Raw genomic sequence first — 19,541 nt, 5'->3', positions numbered from 1 at the left:
GGTTATCTCCTCCGATCAACCGGAGGAATTTTCAGATGCTGAAGAGGGCCATCGCGCTTTCCGCCCTCTTGCTGTCGCTCGCAGTACCCGTCTTGGCCCAGACATCCGGCCTTGGCGCAACTCCCACCTTGCCTGGCACGACGACGACCACACCCGCTGCCAATTCCGCCGCCACGACGCTTCCCGGGGTTGCCGATCCGACGACGACCAACAGCACGACCGGCACCGTCGATCAGGAAGATCACTGCCAGCCGCCGGGGACGCCGAGCAATACCAATCCAAGCGCCGAAGCCCCGACGCTGCCGCGGCCCGAACAGGCATGCAACTGATAGAGACGCGAAAACGCCTTTACTCCTCGTCAATCTCTATTAAGTTGGTAGACATTGAAGCGGTCACGGAAGCGGATCCAAAACCGTGTTTCCGTGGCTCCCAAGACAGCCTTTCGCCCAAAGCAACCAAGGACGAGGAGTGTGCTTGATGACTTATGATGTCGCCGTCGTCGGTTCCGGTTTTTCCGCAATCGCCCTTACCATCAATCTCCTTCGCTTCCTGCCGGGCTCCGCCTCGATCGCTGTGGTCGGCGATGATCCCGGCTTCGGGCGGGGCACCGCCTACCGCACCGAATTTTACCTGCACCGTCTCAATGTGCCTGCGGCGCGGATGAGCGTGTTTCCGGACCGGCCGGACGATTTCGTCGAATGGCTGCGCCGCCAGGGCAGGGCGGCTTTCCCCGAGGACTTCGCTTCTCGCGGCGACTACGGCCTCTACCTGCGCGACACGCTGGCCTCGCTGCTGAGGCCCCGCGAGCGGCGGGCGCATGTGGATTTCATCCGGGCGAAGGCCACTGCCTGTGTTCACTGCGAACAGGACGGGCTCGTCTTCCATCTCGACAATGGCGGCGAATTGCGTGCTCGCGCCGTGATCCTTGCGCTCGGCGTTGGCAATGCCGATCTGCCCTTGCCGAAGGATCGCATCGATCCGGAGGTCGGCGCCCGAACCATCGACAATCCCTGGCGCCTCGGCTGGCTTTCGCGTGTGGGTCGCACCGACGAACTCTGTATCTTCGGCTCCGGCCTGACGATGATCGATCAGGTCCTGTCGCTGCGGGCCCAGGGCCATCGCGGCCGCATCCATGTCCTGTCGCGGCGCGGACTGGTGCCGCATCCGCATCCGACAAGGCGCGCCGCCCCGGTCACGCCGGACCTGCCGGGTACCCGGGAGATCAGCGCGCTGCTTCACGCTTTGCGCCGGCAGGTGGAGAACGGCGCCGACTGGCGGGGTGTCGTCGACGGCCTGCGGCCGCAGACCCAGGCTTTGTGGCAGAGCCTCAGTGCCGATCAGCGCTCCCGGTTCCTTCGGCACGCGCTGGCTTGGTGGAATGTCCATCGTCATCGTATCGCGCCGGAGGTATTTGCGCGCCTCGACGCGCTTCTGAAGGATGGCACGGTGACGGTCCATGCGGGCTTCCTTCGCTCGATCGACAGCGATGGCGAGGGTGCGCGTGTCCGATTCAGGCAGCGCGGGACGCCTGACATCGTCTCCCTCCATGCCGACTGGATCGTCAACTGCACGGGCATGGAGCGCGCGGGCATCGGCCATTCGCCGCTGCTGACCGAGATGCGCAATCGACAGATGATCTCCATGGACGAACTCGGACTTGGCATTTCCGTCGATCGGCACTCTCGGGTTCTCGATCCGGAGGGCCGGCCGCAGCCGGGCCTGTTTGCAGCCGGAGCGCTCACCGCCGGCCAGTTCTGGGAGATCACGGCGGTGCCGGATATCCGTGTGCAGGCCAAGGCGCTTGCCGAGGAGATCACGACCCAGATCGCCCGCGCTGCGCCGCGGACGGCCCGCATCGCGTAAACGGGCATTCCAGGAGCATGATTTTCTCCTGGCGGGATATCTGCGGCAGGTTCCTTGCTTTCATGCTGCGGTACCGACGCTAATCTGCAGAAAGTCGTTGCGCAGAGAGGAATTTCCATGGCCCTGAAACTCGTCGGTCTTGCGGGTAGCTATAACCGCCCATCCAAGACCTTTGCGCTGGTGGAACATATCGCCGCCGTTGCTGCCGAACGTTATGGATTCGACGTCCGGCTTCACGACCTCGCCGATGTCGGGCCGTCTCTCGGTCAGGCACAACGCCAGGGCGATCTCGACGAAGCGGCCGCCAAGGTGCTCGCCGATGTCGTGGATGCCGATTTCCTGATCGTCGGTTCGCCGACCTACAAGGGAAGCTATCCCGGCCTGTTCAAACATTTCATCGACCTGATCGATCCGGAACAATTGCGCGCCAAGCCGATCCTGATCACCGCAACGGGCGGCGGCGACCGGCACGCATTGATGGTCGAACATCAGCTTCGGCCGCTCTTCGGCTTCTTCATGGCTCATACATTGCCGACGGCCGTCTACGCGTCCGATCGCGATTTCGTCGACTATCGGATCGTCTCGGAGTCCCTGCAGCAACGGATCGGTTTTGCCATCGACGAGCTTGCCGCCTTCTTCCCCGTCCGGGAACTCGCCGCCGCCGAGTAACTTTACTTTCGCCGGATTTGTCGTCATCAATCCCCGCCATCGCAATCCGGAGGGGAACGCATGACGATCGAAGAAGACATGGCGAAGATCGCGGAACAGGAGAAGGCACTCGTCTTCGACCGGTTCGACCTGACCACTGCCTGGGACCTCGGATCGCTGCTTCGCCACATGGCCGTCGAGCGGGGCCTGAGCGTCGTCATCGACGTGCGGCTGCATTCGATGCCGGCCTTCTACACGGCATTGCCGGGCACGACGGCAGACAACGAAAACTGGGTACGCCGCAAGCGCAATCTGGTACTCCGTTTTTTCCAGTCGAGTTATGCAATCGGGCGGAAGCTCGAACTCCAGGGAGACACGGTGGAAAGCCGATATGGTATTTCCGCGGCGGACCACGCGCCGCATGGCGGCAGCTTTCCGATCAAGGTCGCCGGTGTCGGCTGCATCGGGGCCGTGACGGTGTCGGGCCTGCCGCAGCGCGAGGATCATAACATGGTCGTCGAAGCCCTTGCCCGGATGACCGGCAAGGATATCTCCACACTCCGTCTCGACTAGGGAGATATGCCATGGCGCAGGCCGACGTAAAAACCCCCGAGGAAGTTTTCACCTTCTGGTTCAGGGAACTCACCCGCAAGGACTGGTTCGAGAAGAACGAGGCGCTCGACGAGGCAATGCGCCGGCATTTCGCGGCAACTCATCTTTCGCTTGCCCGCGGCGAGCTAGACGCTTGGCGGACATCTTCAGAAAATCGGCTCGCAGCGGTGATCGTGCTGGACCAGCTTTCCCGCAACCTCTATCGCGGCACTCCGCTTGCCTTTGCAACGGATTGGCTGGCTTTGCGTGAGGCCAGACTGGCGATCGAAGCTGGCGCGGATATGGCTGTCCTGCCCGAGCAGCGCGGCTTCTTCTATCTACCTTTCGAACATTCGGAGACGCTCGCCGATCAGGATCGGTCGGTCGAACTCTTCGCCCTGCTGGGTGATCCGGAATATCTGGATTATGCGGAACGGCACCGTGTGGTGATCCGCGAATTTGGCCGTTTCCCACACCGAAATGCGCTGCTCGGCCGGGAATCAACCGCCGCCGAGCTGGAATATCTGGCCAGGCCCGGCGCCGGTTTCTGATCTTAAAGGCAGTTATCGGCGGAACATGCGTGCGACGGCAATCAGGATGCATGCGCCGATGAAGCCGGCAATCAGATAGCCGATCCAGCCGCCGAGCGCGACGCCGAAGACTCCGAGAATAGCATTGGCGATGATGGCGCCGACAATGCCCAGAATGATGTTCATGATCAAGCCCATGTCGCTTTTCATGAACTTCTCTGCGAGCCAGCCGGCAATGCCGCCGATGATTATGGCTGCGATCCAGCCGATACCTGCCTGTTCCATGACTTACCCTCAGTGGTTGTTGGGACGGGGAAACGCGGAGAATTGGTCCAGGTTCCGGGAATTGGAACAATTCCCGGAACCTGATTGCAGCATTCCTTTTCTTCGCCCAGAAGTCACTCTATTTTCGCGGACGAATCCGATCGAAAGACAAAAGAGCAGACATTTGACAGAACTTTTCACGACCGGCCCTTCAACCATCCAGCGGATAACCCGCGTGCTTCTCACGGCACTCATGATCGCCGTCGCCCAACTGGGCTCGTCGTCGCCTGTCCTGGCCCAGACGCCACAGCAGACGCAGGGACAGCGCCAGGAGCAGGTGCCACCCGACGTCACCCTCGATTCGATCAATTCGGACATGAAGGGAAAGATCGATGCGATCCGCCAGCAACTCGATAGCTTCCGCAACCGCATCCAAAGCGACGCCGACGACGATGCACGTCTGGCGGAACTGAGGGTCCAGGCAGAAACGATCGTCGGCGAAATGCGCTCGGCCTCGGATGCCATGCGCACCCGCGTCGAACAGATCCAGGCCCGGCTCAAGAGCCTCGGCGAGGCGCCGGCAGCCGGCCAGCCTCCGGAAGCGCCCGCGGTCGTCGAAGAGCGCAACCGGCTGCTGAACGAGCGCTCCGAGCTCAATCTTATCGTCGATGACGCCGGCCAGCTTTCCAACAGCGCGAACCAGGTCGCCAACACGATCACCAATCTGCGACGCACGCTGTTTACCCAGACGCTGTTCCGCCATACCGAACTGTCGGGCGAATTGTTCGCCGATGCCGGCCACGCGTTCGTGGCCGAGGTCAGGAATTTCGGTTCCACCTTCAGCGGCTGGATCAGTTTCGTCTGGAAATTCAAGAAGCTCCAGCTGCTGGGTGCTCTGGCGCTGTCGCTTGGGGCGGCCATGCTCTTCCTGTCCGGAGGATACCGGCTGTTCGGGCGCTTCATCCGGCGAAACGACCATGAGCATCCTTCCTACATAAGGCGTCTGTCGGTAGCGTTCTGGTCGACGGTCATCCAGACCGTGTCGCTGGCGGCTTTCCTGGTCGCTTCCTTCCTGTTCCTCGACGGGTTCAACGTGCTGCGGACGGATATCACGCCGATCGTGGTGACCTTCTTCGGCTTCGTTTGGTTCGTCAATTTTGTCTGGAAGCTCACCTATGGCGTATTGGCGCCGGGCGAACCGGAGTGGCGGCTCGTCCGCATCACCAATCGCGGTGCCCGCCTGCTGACGCTCGCCGTACTCGCCATGGCGATCGTCAACGGGCTCGACTATCTGCTCGGGGCGATCAGCGAGGCGCTGAATTCGCCGCTGGTTCTGACCATCGTCAAAAGCCTGCTCGCCTCGGTGATCATCGGCCTGATCCTGATTGCCATCTCCTTCGTCCAGCCGCGGCTTGTCGAGGGTGAGGATCCCGATGGGCCCGGACACCGGTGGCCGCGCTTCTTTCCGCTGTTCCTTCGTATCATGGGCCTGCTCCTGATTCTGTCGGTGCTGACGGGGTATGTGGGGCTTGCCCGGTTCGCTTCGACCCAGATCGTGCTGACCGGTGCGGTGATCGTGCTGATCTATATCGGGCTCCTGTCGGGCAGGGCGGTTTCGAAACAGGGGTCGTTCACGGATACGGCGGTCGGCCGGCGGCTCGCCGAGCGCTTCAATTTCGGCGAGGTGTCCCTCGACCAGGCAGGCCTCGTCGCGGGACTCGGCATCTATGCCTTTGCGCTGATCCTCGGCATCCCCCTGATCCTGCTGACCTGGGGCTTCCAGATTGCTGATATCGAAGCCTGGATCTACAGCTTCTTCACGCAAATCCGGATCGGCAACATCTCGATCTCGATCGTCGGCATTCTCGGCGGCATTCTGCTTTTCGGCCTCGGTTTCGTCGTCACCCGCTGGGTGCAGAAGTGGATCGACGGCAATGTGCTGGCGCGCAGCCAGGTGGATCTCGGCGTCCGCAACTCGGTCAAGACCGGTATCGGTTACCTCGGCATCGGGCTTGCGGTCATTGTCGGCGTCTCGGCCGCGGGCATCGATCTCTCGAGCTTCGCGCTGGTGGCGTCCGCCCTCTCGGTCGGTATCGGTTTCGGTCTCCAGAATATCGTCTCGAATTTCGTGTCCGGCCTGATCCTGCTCGTCGAGCGGCCCTTCAAGGTGGGCGACCATGTGGTGACCGGGGCGACGGAAGGTATCGTCAAGCGCATTTCGGTACGCGCCACGGAGATCGAGACGTTCCGCAAGCAGTCGATCATCGTCCCGAATTCCGACCTCATCAATTCGCCGGTCGGCAACTGGACGCATCGCAACAAGATCGGCCGTTCCGAAGTGCCGGTCGCGGTAAGCCACCATGCCGATCCGCAGAAGGTGATGGATATCCTTCTGGAACTGGTCGATCAGGTGCCGGAAGTGCTGCGCAATCCGGAACCGCACGTGGAGTTCCTGAGCTTCGGTCCTTCCTCGCTCAATTTCGAACTGAGGTTCCATCTGGCCGACATGGGCGAGGGCTTGAGAATCCGCAACAATCTGAGGATCGCCATCCTCAGGCGGTTCAAGGAGGAGGGGATCGAGATCCCGTTCCCGCAGCAGGAAATCATCTTTCACCGGGGCCGACCGATCCCGCAGGAGGAGCACGATGCAAGAGGGGGCGCATGACCGTCCCTCCGGTCCGAGCCCGCGACCATTCTGATGATCGTCGCGGGCTGGCTCTTGGCATGTCGTAATCAGGCGTTTGGCCCGCCTGTCGGAATTGCATAGTCCCTGCAGTTTGCGAAAAGGCCGCACGAGGCCGAAGAGGGGTTCTTTCCATGAAGACACATGCACGGGCGGTGGTGATCGGCGGCGGCGTGGTCGGTGTTTCGACGCTTTATCATCTGGCGAAAAAGGGCTGGAGCGACGCCGTCCTGATCGAACGCAAGGAATTGACCTCCGGTTCGACCTGGCATGCGGCAGGCCTTCTGCCGCTGTTCAACCTCTCCTATTCGGTCGGCCAGCTGCACAAATATTCGGTGCGTTTCTATCAGGAACTGCAGGAAGAAACCGGCATGAATGTCGGTTTCTCGAAAGTCTCGAACATCCGCCTCGCCCGCACCAAGGACCGCTGGGAAGAGTACATGTATTATGCCGGGATCGCCGAGACGATCGGCGTCAAGGTCAATATCCTGACGGCGGAACAGGTGAAGGAGATCTGGCCGCTCTGCGAGACGGACGGCATCCTCGGCGCCATCCAGCATCCGGACGACGGCTATATCCAGCCGGCCGACCTTACCCAGGCGCTTGCCAAGGGCGCGCGCGACCTCGGCGCCACGATCTATCGCAACACGACCGTGACCGCCATCGAACAACAGCCGGACGGGCTCTGGAAGGTGACGACCGACAAGGGCGAAATCACCGCCGAGCACATCATTTCCTGCACCGGCAACTTCGCCCGCAAGACCGGCGAGATGGTCGGCATCAACATTCCGGTCATTCCGGTCGAGCACCAGTATATCGTCACCGAGCCGCATCCGGCGATCCAGGAGCGTAAGGCCAAGGGCCTGCCGGAAATGGGGGTCCTGCGCGAATCGGACTCCTCCTGGTACATGCGCGAGGAGAACGGCGGCCTGCTGCTCGGGCCTTACGAAGTCGGAGCACCCGTCTGTTACGTCGACGGTCCGTCCGACGAGAGCGAATACGAGCTCTTCAACGAGGAACTCGACCGGCTGATGCCCTATATCGAGACCGCCATCGTGCGCGTGCCGGCCTTCGGCGACGTCGGCATCAAGAAGGTCTACAATGGTGCGATCGCCTACACGCCGGACGGCTCGCCGATCGTCGGTCCGGCGCCTGGCCTCAAGAATTTCTGGCTGAACGAAGGCCATTCCTTCGGCATCACCGCCGCCGGCGGCGCCGGCTGGCAGCTGGCGGAATGGATCGTCGATGGCGAGCCGACCGTCGACATGATGGGCGTCGATCCGCGCCGTTTCGGGCCTTACGCAACGGAAGGTTACCTCATCGAGAAGAACGAAGAGGCCTATGCCAATGTTTTCACGATGCATTATCCGGATGAGGAGCGTTCCGCCGCTCGTCCCTTGAAGACGACGCCGGTCTACGATCGCTTGAAGAAGATGGGTGCCGTGTTCGGCTCCGTCTACGGCTGGGAACGCGCCAACTGGTTCGCGCCTGAAGGTTATGAAGTGCCTGCGGAAGACCTCGGCGTCGGCGTCGAGGTGTTGACGGCCCACAATCACGCGCCGGCGCTGGAAGATGGCCGGATCGTCGAAAAATGGTCCTTCCGCCGCTCGAACTATTTCGACCACGTGGGCAACGAGGTCAAGAATGTCCACGAGAATGTCGGCGTGCTCGACATGTCGGCCTTCGCCAAGATGGAAGTGTCCGGTCCGGGCGCGCGCGCTTTCCTCGACTCGATCTTTGCCAATGCGATCCCGAAGAAGCGCGGCCGCATCGCGCTCTGCCACCTGCTTACAAAGCAGGGTGGGGTGCGTTCCGAATTCACCGTCTACGAATGGGCACCGGATCGTTTCTATCTCGTGTCCGCGGGTGCCTATGAGGCGCATGACCAGGATTACCTGCGTAAGCTCGCGCCGACGGATGGCTCGGTCAAACTGACCCAGATCACCCAGAAGCTCGGCGTGCTGGTCCTGGCCGGCCCGAAGTCACGCCAGGTCCTGAAGAAACTCACCCGCACCAGTCTCGACAACAAGGATTTCCCCTGGCTTTCCGGCAAGGAGATTTCCGTCGGCATTGCGTCCGCCCATGCGCTTCGCGTCAATTTTGTCGGCGAACTCGGCTGGGAGCTGCATCACCCGATCGAGATGCAGAACTACATCTTCGACAAGCTGATGGAAGCCGGTGCCGAATTCGGCATCAAGCCTTTCGGCATCCGCGCCATGCTCTCGATGTCGGTCGAGAAATCCTACCGGCTGATCCCGCGCGAAATGTCGATCGAGTACAATGCCTATGAATCCGGCCTCGACCGGTTCATCAAGACCGACAAGGAATTTCTCGGCAAGGAAGGCCTGCTTTCCTACAAGGAAAAGGGGCTGAAGTGGAATTTCTGCACGCTGGTCATCGAAGGCGCCAATGATGTCGATGCTCGCGGTTCGGAGGCGATCTACAACGAAGATGGCGAGCTGATCGGCCGCGCCACCAATGGCGCCTACGGCTGGCGTATCGGCAAGTCGCTGGCGCTTGCGATGGTCAAGCCGGGCTACGCAGAGACCGGCACCAGGCTCAAGATCAAGATTCTCGGCAGCCTCTACAATGCCAGCGTCGTGGCGGAAAGCCCGTTCGACACCGACAACATTGCGCTGCGGGCCTGAAAACCGCTTAAAAGTAAGAAGTCATTGACGTTAGCGGGCGGTCTTCGGGCCGCCTGTTCCGTTTTGATATCGTAATGTGGCTCCGATTAACGGTTCTGCAAACCGTTTCCATTAGGGATGTTTATCAGAGGGGATAATATCTTATTCGATAGGGGCACCATGACATTCCTCGGCATCTCCGGGATGCAGTATTCCGGCCAATCACTGGCAAACTCCCGCATCGTGCTTGCGGAGGATTCCAACGTCTTCACATCGATGATCGGGACCCGGCTCAAGGAGCTGTTCGGCATCGAGGTCGAGATTTGCCGCAACTTCGAGGAATTGCAGCTCGCCTATGACCGTTCCGCCGAACCGGTAATGCTGGCGATCTCCAATATCAATCTGCCAGGCGCGGAAAACGGGGAGGCGCTGGAGTATCTCGTCGATCTGTCGATCCCGACCATCGTCTTTACCGGGACCTTCCATGAAGAAACCCGCGACAAGCTGCTGACCAAGGACATCGTCGACTATATCCTCAAGGACAATGTCTTCGCGGTTGAAATGCTCGCCGAATCGGTCTGCCGGTTCCTTACCAATCATCGCCACCACGTCCTGATCGTCGACGACAGCCCGACCGCACGAGCGCTGCTCTCAAGCCGCCTGAAGCGCTACAATTTCCGGGTCAGCGTTGCCGAGAACGGGGCCAAGGCCTTGGATATCCTCAAGAAGAACCCGGATATCGGCCTTGTCGTCACCGACTACAACATGCCCGATATCGACGGTTTCGAACTTACTCGCCGCATTCGTTCGGTGCGGGGCTCGCATGAACTCAGAATCATCGGCGTTTCGTCCTCTTCGAACCGGCTGCTTTCGGCCCGCTTCCTGAAGGCCGGCGGCAATGACTTCATGCTGCGCCCCTTCATCGACGAGGAGTTTTACTGCCGCGTCAACCAGAACCTGGATACGCTCGTCCAGATCCGGTCGATGCAGGCCAGACGTCAGGAAACGGCGGTGAAGAACGTCGCCTGATCCCCGAAGGATTCCGCATGCCGTACCTTCTAAGCCAGCATTTCCGGGAGAAGGAGCACCCGACCTACGGTTTGGTGGCGTCGTCGCGCGTCCAGATGGAGGCGGCCGGTCTGGCCGCCGATCCGTTGACCGGTTTTGCCAACCTGAAGGAGTTTTACCGGCTTGGCGAACCGTTGGTGAGGACATGTCTTTCCAAGGGGATGTCCTGTGCCGTCGCGATCGTGGACATCGACCATTTCCAGCGATTGAAGGATGTCCATTGCAAGGAAACCATCGTCCAGGTCGTCAATGCCACCGCCGCGAGGCTCAGGGCTGCGTGCGGCGGCAACCGGCATCTTTTTGCCCGGCTGGGTGATGAAGAGTTCGGCATGCTCCTGGTCGATCTCGATGGAGCAGCCGCGACGGAGTTGTGCGAAAAGCTGAGGCTGGAGATCGCCGGCATCAGGATCATTTTCGGCGATATCGATTTTCCGATCACCGTTTCGATCGGACTGGCGGAGGTCGGCGGCCCGGAAACGTTCGACAACTACCTGAATGCCGCAGAACAATTCCTGTTCATGGCGAGAAGCCATGGCCGGAATAGAGTGTTTTCTGACTATACGATGGTGCTGCAGGCGGCAGGCTGACCCGCCGCAAGCCCACGGCTCAGGCCACGACCCCAGTGCGCGACGTATTCATATTCAGCTTGCGCTCGGCCCGTTCCTGTTGCGGCGAACGGTTATAGACCTCGCGATAACATTTCGAGAAATGCGACGCGGACACGAACCCGCAGGCAACCGCCACCTCGACCACGGGCATCGAGGACTGCACGAGCAGGTGCCGCGCCCGGTCGAGCCGGATCTCCAGATAATAGCGCGCCGGCGAACGGCCCATTTCCTGGCGGAACAGACGTTCGATCTGGCGCCTCGAGAGGCCGGCGTCGTCGGCGATCTCGACCAGCGACAGCGGCTCGGAGAGGTTGTTTTCCATGACCTCGATGATCGACAGGACCTTGGCGTTCTGGACGCCGAGGCGGGCCCGCAGCGGCAGGCGCTGGCGATCGTGCGGGTTGCGGACGCGGTCGGTCAATTGCTGCTCGCAGACGCGGTTGACGAGGTTCTCGCCGAAATCCTGGCTGATCAGGTTCAGCATCATGTCGAGAGAGGCGGTGCCGCCGGCGCAGGTATAGAGGTTCGAATCGACCTCGTAGAGATCCGCATAGACTTCGGCCTGCGGGAATGCCTCGGCAAAGCCCGGCAGGTTCTCCCAGTGGATCGCGCAGCGCTTGCCGTTCAGCAGCCCGGCCTGGGCCAGAACGTGCGCTCCGGTGCAGAGGCTCCCAACGGCAATGCCGCGGTTATAGGTTTCGCGCAGCCAGGCGTTGACCGATTTGTTGTTGAATTCCTCCACGTAGACGCCCGAGCAGACCAGAACCATGTTCGGACGGCTTTCACCGGAGAGGCTGCGACGTTCGTCGGCGAGCGAGGAGTTTACTTCAATGCCGATGCCGCTCGAGGAATAGACTTTTTCGCCGTCGGCGGAACAGAGCCGCCAGGTATAGGCCGAGTAGCCGAGCATCCGATTGGCAATTCGGAGTGTCTCCACCGCTGCAGCAAAAGGCAGCATGGTGAAATGGGGAACAAGAAAAAAGACGAGAGAGCGCTTTGCCGCCGGGTTTTTGGTCATCACATTCATGCCGTCATTCCCCTTGTTCGTGGCCGTGCATTGCGGCCCGCTTTTCTTCAAAAGCGACATTGGCACGGGGAAAGGCGGCGGAGAAGGGCTTTCGACGACAGGCTGATAACATTTTTGCGACATAGGCGGGTCGCAGGCTTAATTGCCGGAGGCAGCAGGCTCAAAGCGTGCCTCAGCCTGCATGGCCCGCTTCGCCGTTCATGCGTGCGGGCCATGGGGCGGGAGGGTTATCGGCTATGCGGTGCGGCATTGGTCGTCGGCCATCCGATGTCCTTGCGGATTTCTGCGGGCAGACCTTCCAGCATTCTTTCGGTCTGGCGACGACGCCATTGATCGCGAAGCCTCACAACCGCGTCCAGGACGGGGCGGATGGGCGAGGCGAAAGATGACGGCCGGAAACGGGAGCGATCGCTCTCCTGATAGGTGATCATAGTCATGTCGGTTCTCCTTGGGTGTCTCATGGGACAACGCTCAGTCGGGACAATGAACGCCATCAATCCATCAATCAATCGGATGCAAGTTATGCGTCTCATGAAATTCTGTTTGGTATCGACGCTCGCTTCCGATGTTTTTGAGTATGCCGCCCGTTTGACATTCAATCAAACGAAATGATATGGTGCTTAAGTTCAGAATTATTGATAGAGGCTGACATGACTGTTCCATTCCGCCCGCCGCTTCCGCTGCTCGATAATGACGTATTGCGCACGTTCGTGGCGATTGCCGAAACCGGCAATTTCTCGACCGCGGCCGATGCAGTTCTGCGTACGCCGTCTGCGGTCTCGATGCAGATCAAGAAACTGGAAGAGCAGTTGAAGACGACGCTTTTCCTGCGCGATGCCCGCTCGGTGTCGCTGACGCAACACGGCGAGATGCTGCTTTCCTATGCGCGGCGCATGCTCGCGCTCTCCAATGAGGCAGTGTCGCGTTTCGTCATGCCGGAACTCTCCGGCGTGGTCCGTCTCGGCGCGCCGGACGATATCGCCGAGCGCCTTCTGCCGAAGGTGCTCAAGGACTTCGGCGAGAGCTTTCCGGGCATCATGGTCGATGTCACGGTCGATATGAGCCTGGCGCTCAAGAAGCGCATGGATGAGCAGCGGCTGGATCTGGCGTTAATCAACTGTGCCACCCGGCCTTTCTCGACGGCCGGCGAGATGATTCACACGGAACGACTGGTCTGGGCCGGCGCCAAATGCGGCACGGCCTATCTGCGCGATCCGCTGCCGATCTCCGTCTGGGAAGACGGATGCGTGTGGAGACATGATGCCATTTCTCAGCTTGAGAAACACAAGCGGAGCTATCGCATCGCCTATGCCAGCGCCCATACGATGGCGCAGCGCGCCGCCGTGCTGTCCGATCTGGCGATCGCGCCGTTCCCGCGCTCCTACGTCACCGACGACATGCAGATACTCGGGGCGAAGGAGGGTCTGCCGGACCTGATCAACTTCGATATCCGGCTGTTGACGGCACCGCAGCTTTCGGTGCCCGGCAAGGCCGTGGCCGAAAGCATCCGCGAGGCTTTCGGCTCCCTGGTCGCCGCCGCTGCCTGATCCTACTCGCGGCTGCGGCGACGTCTGCGGCCGCCTTCTCCCGATGGCTCGGCCAGCGCCTTGCGCTCCGGCAGGGTGATGACCGCCGCCAGGTGAGGGAAGGCATCGACCTTGTTCGGCAAGGCCATGGCATAGACGAAATGCTCCTGGAATTTCGGTTCCAGAGCCGTCTCGATCTTCTCGATCCGGCTGACGGTTTCCTCGATCTCGCGGCGATAGCTGCGGTTCAGCAGGCACATCCGCGCGCCAGTCCCCGCGGCATTGCCCACCGACTTGACGCGGGCCAGGTCGCAATCCGGGATGAGACCCAGCACCATCGCATATTTCGGATCGATGAACGTGCCGAAGGCGCCGGCAAGCCCGATGCGGTCGACATGGTCGACGCCCTGCTTGTCCATCAGCAGCTTGACGCCGGCATAGAGCGCCGCCTTGGCGAGCTGAATGGCACGCACGTCGTTCTGGGTCACGGTGATGCGCTGCTCGCCGTCATGCACGAGATAGGAGAAGGTCCGGCCGTTCTGGAGGATGCGCGGGCTGCGCTCCGCCATCGTGCCGTCCACCACGCCGTCTTCAGAGATCAGTCCGGCCAGATACATTTCGGCAATCACTTCGATGATCGCCGAGCCGCAGATGCCGGTGATGCCGGTCGCAGCGGCAGCGTCGGCGAAACCATGCTCGTCCGACCAGGGCTCGATGCCGATCACCCGAAAGCGCGGCTCGAGGGTTGCGGCATCGATGCGGATCCGCTCGATGGCTCCGGGTGCTGCCCGCTGGCCCGACGAGATTTCGGCACCTTCGAAGGCAGGACCGGTCGGAGAGGAGGCCGCGACGACGCGGGTCGAATTTCCGAGCACGATTTCCGCATTGGTGCCGATATCGACCAGCAGCATCATCTCCTCCTGCCGGTGCGGACCTTCCGACAGGGTTGCCGCCGCGGCATCGGCGCCGACATGGCCGGCGATGCAGGGCAGGAGATAAGTACGGGTGCCCTCGTTCATCGGCAGGCCGATCTCGGAGGATTTAACCTGAACCGCCCCGGAAACGGCAAGCGCGAAGGGGGCTCCGCCAAGCTCCGTCGGATCGATGCCGAGGAACAGATGGTGCATGATCGGATTGCCGACGAAGACGCTGTCGAGAATGTCGGTCCGCGACACGCCGCCGTCGGCGCAGACCCTGTCGATGAGGCCGTTCAACGCCTCGCGCACGGCCAGTGTCATCGCCTCGCGGCCGGCCGGGTTCATCATCACATAGGAGACGCGGCTCATCAGATCCTCGCCGAAGCGGATCTGCGGGTTCGATGTGCCCGCCGACGCCACGGTGCGACCCGACAGCAGCGACGACAGATGCATGGCGATCGTCGTCGAACCGATGTCGCATGCAATCCCGTAGGCCTCGTTCTTCAGGCCTGGATAGAGCGCGACCAGCCGCGCCCGGTCGTCGTCCCGGTCCTTGTGAATTGCCGCCGTGACCTTCCACTCGCCCTTGCGCAGGATCTGCTGCACTTTCGGAATCAAATGGAAATCGACATCGAGATCGTCGAAATGCCAGTCGCTGGCAAGCGCCGCCTTCAGGCGGTCGAGATCGCCGAGCGGTTTTTCCATGTCGGGCTCTTCCACCTCGACATAACACATGCGGATCGCCGGATTGCGGTCGAAGACGCGCTCGTCGGCGGCCTTGCGGACCACCTGCGCATTGATCACCGTATCCTGCGGCACGTCGACGACGAGATCGCCGAGGATCTGGGTCGAGCAGGAGAGGCGGCGCCCCTCGGGAAGCCCCCGCACGCGGTCGTAGCGCTCTTCCTTCGGGCCTGGCGGCGACAGATGGTCGTTTGCCGAGGTAATGCCGTGCTTGGCGAAATGTCCCTCCTGGACCGAGACCTGGCAGCGCCCGCAGGTCGCCCGCCCGCCGCAGACGCTCTCCACGTAGACGCCGAGCTGGCGCGCGGCATCGAGCACCGGCGTGCCGACCGGAAACCGGCCGCGCTTGCCCGACGGCATGAAGAGGACGAGGGGATCTCTCTTGGAAATATCCGCCATGATACCTGTACTTACTCCGTCCGCGCTCCGGCGCCGGCCCGTGCGGCCCGGCCGCCACGTCGGCCGCTGGCAGCCGAAGGTGCAGCCGTCGCAGCAGTTCCACCGCCTTCGACCGGCTTATAGTCGCGATAGGTCATGATCCAGTTACCGCAATTCTGATCCGTGCCGTTCAGCACGTTGGCGGCGCGCACCGCTTCCATTTCCTGCGGCCGGCAGGGATTCATGATCGCCGAGGTCATGCCGGCGCCGATCACCATCGGGATGAAGCCGGCATTGATGCCATGGCGGTGCGGCAGGCCGAAGGAGATGTTGGAGAGCCCGCAGGTCGTATTGACCTTCAGCTCTTCGCGCAGGCGGCGCAGCAGCGCGAACACCTGCAGGCCCGCGGTTCCGAGCGCGCCGATCGGCATGACCAGAGGATCGACGACGATGTCGTGCGGCTTGATGCCGTAGTCGGCGGCGCGTTCGACGATCTTCTTGGCGACCGCGAAACGGACGTCCGGATCCATCGAAATGCCGGTCTCGTCGTTGGAGATCGCCACCACCGGTACGTCGTATTTCTTGCAGAGCGGCAAGATCGCCTCGAGCTTCTCCTCCTCGCCAGTCACCGAATTGACCAGCGGCCGGCCCTTGGCGACTTTCAGCGCTGCCTCGATTGCGGCTGTCACCGAACTGTCGATCGACAGCGGCACGTCGACGAGGCCCTGGACGATCTCCAGGGTCTGGACGAGCAGGCCGGGCTCGGTCTCGTTTGGATTGACCGAGGTGACCCCGGCATTGACGTCGAGCATCGTGGCACCCGCCGCCACCTGTTCCAACGCATCCCTGATGACGGTGTCGAAATTGCCCTCGATCATCTCGGCCGCGAGCTTCTTGCGGCCCGTCGGGTTAATGCGTTCGCCGATCACGCAGAAGGGCTGGTCGAAGCCGATCACGATCTCCCGGGTTGCGGATGCGACGATGGTGCGGGTCATTTCTTCCTCCAGGCGCGCGATGCGGCGCAGAAACGATGTGATTGTCTGAACGTCAGGCGGTTTCGCGACCGCCGGTCTTCACCAGCGCGACGAGTTTTTCCCTGTCATAGGCTGCTTCGAGCTCGGCTGCCGCCCGGTCGGCTTCTGCTTCCAGATCGTCGGACACGGGTATCGGATCGGCCTTGCGCCATTCCGCGAGATAGTCGTCGGTGCCGGCAGCGCCGCTGCGCATCGCGCACATGTCGATCGCCTCGGTGAAGCGCAGCGACAATTCCCGCTTGGCGGTCTGGCGGCCCTTCTTGATGATCACCTGCGCCGGAATATCCCGCCAGAAGACGACGATGCGGTCGGCCATGAATTCCTCCGTGTTGAGGCGCAGCATGCACGGGTGCGAGCCACAAGACTGCGCTTGCGACGACGTCGCACCCGGCAAAATACGACGCGGCGATGGGATTGCCTTGCCGGATGCCGGGCCGGATGACGGTTACCAGATCTTCCGGGTCAGCCCGTGATAGAGCCAGGTCCAGATCGGCGGCGGGAAACGCAGGGCGGACGGGCCTTGCGGCTGGTACGGCTTCAGCGTGCCGTCGATCGCATCCTGAAGCGCGCGGACGCTGATATCGACGGAAGAGGCGGTCAGCAGCAGCGGATAGGTAGCGAGCGAATCCGAGCGCGCTGGGGCCACGCGATTCTCGTAGAGAGTCCCTCCGGTGTCGATCCCTTTGTCGACCAGATGCACGGTTGCGCCAAAGTTCTTCTCGTCGCCTTCGACGCGCGACCAGTAGCCGCCCATCTGGCCGCGATACATCGGGTTGATGCCGGCGTGGAAGTTGATGACCGGGCAGGGGACAGCGGCAAGCGTCGCAGGCGACAGGATGCGGCAGGATATGGTGAAGATAGCGGCAGGCTTCAGGCTTGTCACCGCTGCGTGACAGGCCGGATCGTTGAGGGAGGTCACGTGCGTCACGGGGATTGCCGGGTTGGTCTCGGCGGAATGGCCGTAGTCGCGGATGATCTCCTCGGAGCGCCTTGCCGCCACGCTTTTGGTGAGCCGCGACGCGATCATCGTGGCCAGTTGGCCGAGCGCGGCGAGCCAACCGAACCGCCGGGCGCGGCGTTTCAGCAGCGTGCCCTTCGATTCCGGCTGTTCCTCGACGACATGCAGGTCGGGAAAACGTTTTGCCAATGCGTTGATCATCACCTGCGGGTTCACCCCGCCCGATGTCATCACCACGATCCGAGAATTCCCGTCCTGCATCGATCCCTCCGCAAAAGCTGAGGGCCGCACTTTTCCGCCGAAGGCCCGAAGAAACGGTTAAACCGAGCGTAACGCCTGCGTGAGGTCGCCGTAGCCGGTGAAGCGGTATTCGTATTCCAGGCCGAGATAATCGGCGGCCCCCCGCGCCTTCTCCTGAAGGACCTTGTCCTCCTCCTGGCTCAGATAGATGAGCTTTCGGTAATTGCCGAAATAGATGTCCTTCAGCTGCGGGTGGCGGTCGAGGCCGAGCGGTTCGATGACGAAGGCCTCGAACTGGCGGGCAAGGAAGTCGGTCAGGAAGAATGAGAATAGGTCTTCGTCCGCTTTTGCGGCAAAGGCGTCGTTTCCGGCGAAGAAGGAATAACAGTGCGGGCCCTCTATGCGGGCGATGCCCTCGCGTTCACAGAGCCGGTCGATGTCGCCGCCGGTTCCGCAATCGGCGTAGGCGAAGAAGATTTTTTCGAAGCCTGCGTCCCGCGCCTCGGCGACAGCTTTTTCCAGCCCCGGAACGATCTTCTGCGGATAGGCGTGCCAGATCGCCGGCAGACAGTTGAGGTCGATGTGACCAAGACCTTGCTGCCTGGAAACAGCGAGGATTTCCCTGGCGATCGCTCCGCAAGCGATCACGTGAACTTTTTCGCGAGTTGAACGTTCCTCTGCCGGAAATTCCATTTCCGCCACGATTTCATCTCTCTCCATTGGAGTATTCTAACATGACGGCCAAGACAGTCACGATGATCGCCGCTCTTCTCGCGACGATGGTTTCCCTCACTTCCTGCGGCAATACCATTCGCGGCATGGGCCAGGATACCGCCAATACCGTCAATGCCACTCAGGATGCGGGGCGCCGGGTCGATCGCGCTGCTTCCCGCTAAGGCGTCGCCGTCAGCAAGCCGTTCGGCGCCTCAGGCGCCGGCGGCAAGGCTGTTGTGCTTGCGGCGGATATACTCCTTTGCCGTTTCGACAGCGACCGCCGCATCGCGGCAATAGGCATCGGCGCCAACCGCCTTGCCGAATTCCTCGTTGAGCGGTGCGCCGCCGACCAGCACGATATAGTCGTCGCGCATGCCCTTTTCCTTCAGCGTATCGATGACGACCTTCATATAGGGCATGGTCGTGGTCAACAGTGCAGACATTCCCAGAATATCCGGCTGTTCCCGTTCGATCGCATCCAGATAGTTCTCGACCGGGTTGTTGATGCCAAGATCGACCACGTCGAAGCCCGCTCCCTCCATCATCATGCCGACGAGGTTCTTGCCGATGTCGTGGATATCGCCCTTGACGGTGCCGATCACCATCTTGCCGAGTTTCGGAGCGCCGGTCTCGACCAGAAGCGGCCTCAGGATGAACATGCCGGCCTTCATGGCATTCGCCGATAGCAGCACTTCCGGCACGAACAGGATGCCATCGCGGAAGTCGATGCCGACGATGCGCATGCCCTCGACCAGGGCCTTCGTGAGGACGTCATAGGGCGTCCAGCCGCGAGCCAGCAGGATGTTGGTCGCCTCCTCGATTTCCTCCTTCAAGCCGTCGTAAAGATCGTCGTGCATCTGCTGCACGAGTTCTTCGTCGGAGAGTTCCGCCAGGATGATTTCGTCGTCGGACATTCAATGATTCCCTTCGTTCGAGGGGCCGGGTCGAAGGCCGGCAAATCAGACGGTTACCGTCCCGACTATCTGTACCTTTAATTTGCTTGGCAATTTCTTTCGTATGCGACAGCGGCGCGTCGGAAAAACGACGGAAGATCGCCGCGCGATGTCTGTCCTGTACAAACCTGTGACGCAGAAAGGCGGGGCTGCGCTTGCGCTTGAGCC

General features: G+C 61.5%; 20 protein-coding genes. 11 read left to right on the top strand and 9 right to left on the bottom strand.

Features of this window, described 5'->3' with window-relative positions; genetic code table 11:
• Positions 1–35 precede the first annotated feature (35 nt).
• The 5 genes from ACZ9EJ_RS08045 to ACZ9EJ_RS08025 all read left to right on the top strand — a co-directional run bounded on the left by ACZ9EJ_RS08045 (position 36) and on the right by ACZ9EJ_RS08025 (position 3,653).
• Positions 36–329 (top strand): hypothetical protein, encoded by a 294-nt coding sequence (locus ACZ9EJ_RS08045; protein ID WP_046640300.1) that lies wholly within the window; start codon positions 36–38, stop codon positions 327–329.
• 148 nt (positions 330–477) lie between these two features.
• On the top strand, positions 478–1,863 hold the full coding sequence (locus ACZ9EJ_RS08040; protein ID WP_046640299.1) for an FAD/NAD(P)-binding protein: 1,386 nt from the start codon (positions 478–480) through the stop codon (positions 1,861–1,863).
• A 117-nt stretch (positions 1,864–1,980) separates the two neighbouring features.
• Positions 1,981–2,532, top strand: coding sequence for an FMN reductase (gene msuE / locus ACZ9EJ_RS08035; RefSeq protein WP_046640298.1), 552 nt, complete (start codon positions 1,981–1,983; stop codon positions 2,530–2,532).
• A 60-nt stretch (positions 2,533–2,592) separates the two neighbouring features.
• Positions 2,593–3,084 (top strand): heme-degrading domain-containing protein, encoded by a 492-nt coding sequence (locus ACZ9EJ_RS08030; protein WP_046640297.1) that lies wholly within the window; start codon positions 2,593–2,595, stop codon positions 3,082–3,084.
• An 11-nt stretch (positions 3,085–3,095) separates the two neighbouring features.
• Positions 3,096–3,653 (top strand): DUF924 family protein, encoded by a 558-nt coding sequence (locus tag ACZ9EJ_RS08025; protein ID WP_046640296.1) that lies wholly within the window; start codon positions 3,096–3,098, stop codon positions 3,651–3,653.
• Positions 3,654–3,665: 12 nt separating this feature from the next.
• Here the strand turns inward: ACZ9EJ_RS08025 and ACZ9EJ_RS08020 are convergent, their stop codons facing one another.
• Entirely contained in the window at positions 3,666–3,917 is a 252-nt protein-coding gene (locus ACZ9EJ_RS08020) for a GlsB/YeaQ/YmgE family stress response membrane protein (RefSeq protein WP_037082159.1), read from the bottom strand.
• A 163-nt stretch (positions 3,918–4,080) separates the two neighbouring features.
• Here ACZ9EJ_RS08020 and ACZ9EJ_RS08015 point away from each other — a divergent pair, with 163 nt between their 5' ends.
• The 4 genes from ACZ9EJ_RS08015 to ACZ9EJ_RS08000 all read left to right on the top strand — a co-directional run bounded on the left by ACZ9EJ_RS08015 (position 4,081) and on the right by ACZ9EJ_RS08000 (position 10,861).
• The gene (locus ACZ9EJ_RS08015; protein WP_251089726.1) at positions 4,081–6,561 is read left to right on the top strand and encodes a mechanosensitive ion channel domain-containing protein; all 2,481 of its coding nucleotides are present in this window, start codon (positions 4,081–4,083) and stop codon (positions 6,559–6,561) included.
• Positions 6,562–6,713: 152 nt separating this feature from the next.
• Positions 6,714–9,227, top strand: a complete 2,514-nt coding sequence (locus ACZ9EJ_RS08010; protein ID WP_046640295.1) for a GcvT family protein — start codon at positions 6,714–6,716, stop codon at positions 9,225–9,227.
• Between the two features lie 159 nt (positions 9,228–9,386).
• Positions 9,387–10,235 (top strand): response regulator, encoded by an 849-nt coding sequence (locus ACZ9EJ_RS08005; RefSeq protein ID WP_046626443.1) that lies wholly within the window; start codon positions 9,387–9,389, stop codon positions 10,233–10,235.
• A gap of 17 nt (positions 10,236–10,252) precedes the next feature.
• Positions 10,253–10,861: a GGDEF domain-containing protein gene (locus ACZ9EJ_RS08000; RefSeq protein ID WP_052764582.1), complete on the top strand. Its 609-nt coding sequence runs from the start codon at positions 10,253–10,255 to the stop codon at positions 10,859–10,861.
• A 19-nt stretch (positions 10,862–10,880) separates the two neighbouring features.
• Here ACZ9EJ_RS08000 and ACZ9EJ_RS07995 read toward each other — a convergent pair whose 3' ends face one another.
• Together ACZ9EJ_RS07995 and ACZ9EJ_RS07990 are read right to left on the bottom strand one after the other, a co-directional pair.
• Positions 10,881–11,900, bottom strand: coding sequence for a GlxA family transcriptional regulator (locus ACZ9EJ_RS07995; protein WP_046640375.1), 1,020 nt, complete (start codon positions 11,898–11,900; stop codon positions 10,881–10,883).
• Between the two features lie 236 nt (positions 11,901–12,136).
• A complete protein-coding gene (locus ACZ9EJ_RS07990; RefSeq protein WP_251089727.1) occupies positions 12,137–12,346 on the bottom strand; it encodes a hypothetical protein in 210 nt (69 codons plus the stop codon).
• A 213-nt stretch (positions 12,347–12,559) separates the two neighbouring features.
• On the opposite strand from ACZ9EJ_RS07990, the gene ACZ9EJ_RS07985 reads away from it, so the two are divergent.
• On the top strand, positions 12,560–13,456 hold the full coding sequence (locus ACZ9EJ_RS07985) for a LysR family transcriptional regulator (protein WP_046626439.1): 897 nt from the start codon (positions 12,560–12,562) through the stop codon (positions 13,454–13,456).
• A 2-nt stretch (positions 13,457–13,458) separates the two neighbouring features.
• Here ACZ9EJ_RS07985 and ACZ9EJ_RS07980 read toward each other — a convergent pair whose 3' ends face one another.
• The 5 genes from ACZ9EJ_RS07980 to ACZ9EJ_RS07960 all read right to left on the bottom strand — a co-directional run bounded on the left by ACZ9EJ_RS07980 (position 13,459) and on the right by ACZ9EJ_RS07960 (position 18,426).
• The gene (locus ACZ9EJ_RS07980; RefSeq protein ID WP_046640293.1) at positions 13,459–15,495 is read right to left on the bottom strand and encodes an ASKHA domain-containing protein; all 2,037 of its coding nucleotides are present in this window, start codon (positions 15,493–15,495) and stop codon (positions 13,459–13,461) included.
• Positions 15,496–15,506: 11 nt separating this feature from the next.
• Positions 15,507–16,469 carry a methyltetrahydrofolate cobalamin methyltransferase gene (locus ACZ9EJ_RS07975; protein ID WP_046626434.1) on the bottom strand — a complete coding sequence of 321 codons (963 nt, stop codon included), beginning with the start codon at positions 16,467–16,469 and terminating at the stop codon, positions 15,507–15,509.
• Between the two features lie 52 nt (positions 16,470–16,521).
• Positions 16,522–16,824: a virulence factor gene (locus ACZ9EJ_RS07970; RefSeq protein WP_046640374.1), complete on the bottom strand. Its 303-nt coding sequence runs from the start codon at positions 16,822–16,824 to the stop codon at positions 16,522–16,524.
• A 129-nt stretch (positions 16,825–16,953) separates the two neighbouring features.
• On the bottom strand, positions 16,954–17,727 hold the full coding sequence (locus ACZ9EJ_RS07965) for a formyl transferase (RefSeq protein ID WP_046640292.1): 774 nt from the start codon (positions 17,725–17,727) through the stop codon (positions 16,954–16,956).
• 57 nt (positions 17,728–17,784) lie between these two features.
• Complete coding sequence (locus ACZ9EJ_RS07960) at positions 17,785–18,426, bottom strand: DUF1638 domain-containing protein (protein ID WP_251089728.1); 642 nt, start codon at positions 18,424–18,426, stop codon at positions 17,785–17,787.
• Positions 18,427–18,440: 14 nt separating this feature from the next.
• On the opposite strand from ACZ9EJ_RS07960, the gene ACZ9EJ_RS07955 reads away from it, so the two are divergent.
• Positions 18,441–18,602 (top strand): entericidin domain-containing protein, encoded by a 162-nt coding sequence (locus ACZ9EJ_RS07955; RefSeq protein ID WP_046626428.1) that lies wholly within the window; start codon positions 18,441–18,443, stop codon positions 18,600–18,602.
• Positions 18,603–18,632: 30 nt separating this feature from the next.
• On the opposite strand, the gene ACZ9EJ_RS07950 is transcribed toward ACZ9EJ_RS07955, so the two are convergent.
• Positions 18,633–19,334 (bottom strand): corrinoid protein, encoded by a 702-nt coding sequence (locus tag ACZ9EJ_RS07950; RefSeq protein ID WP_046626427.1) that lies wholly within the window; start codon positions 19,332–19,334, stop codon positions 18,633–18,635.
• Positions 19,335–19,541 lie beyond the last annotated feature (207 nt).

It is taken from the genome of Neorhizobium sp. USDA 3394 (genome assembly GCF_056280385.1).
Note: the sequence above shows the minus strand (reverse complement) of the source record. Positions and strands in the feature narration are given on the sequence as shown.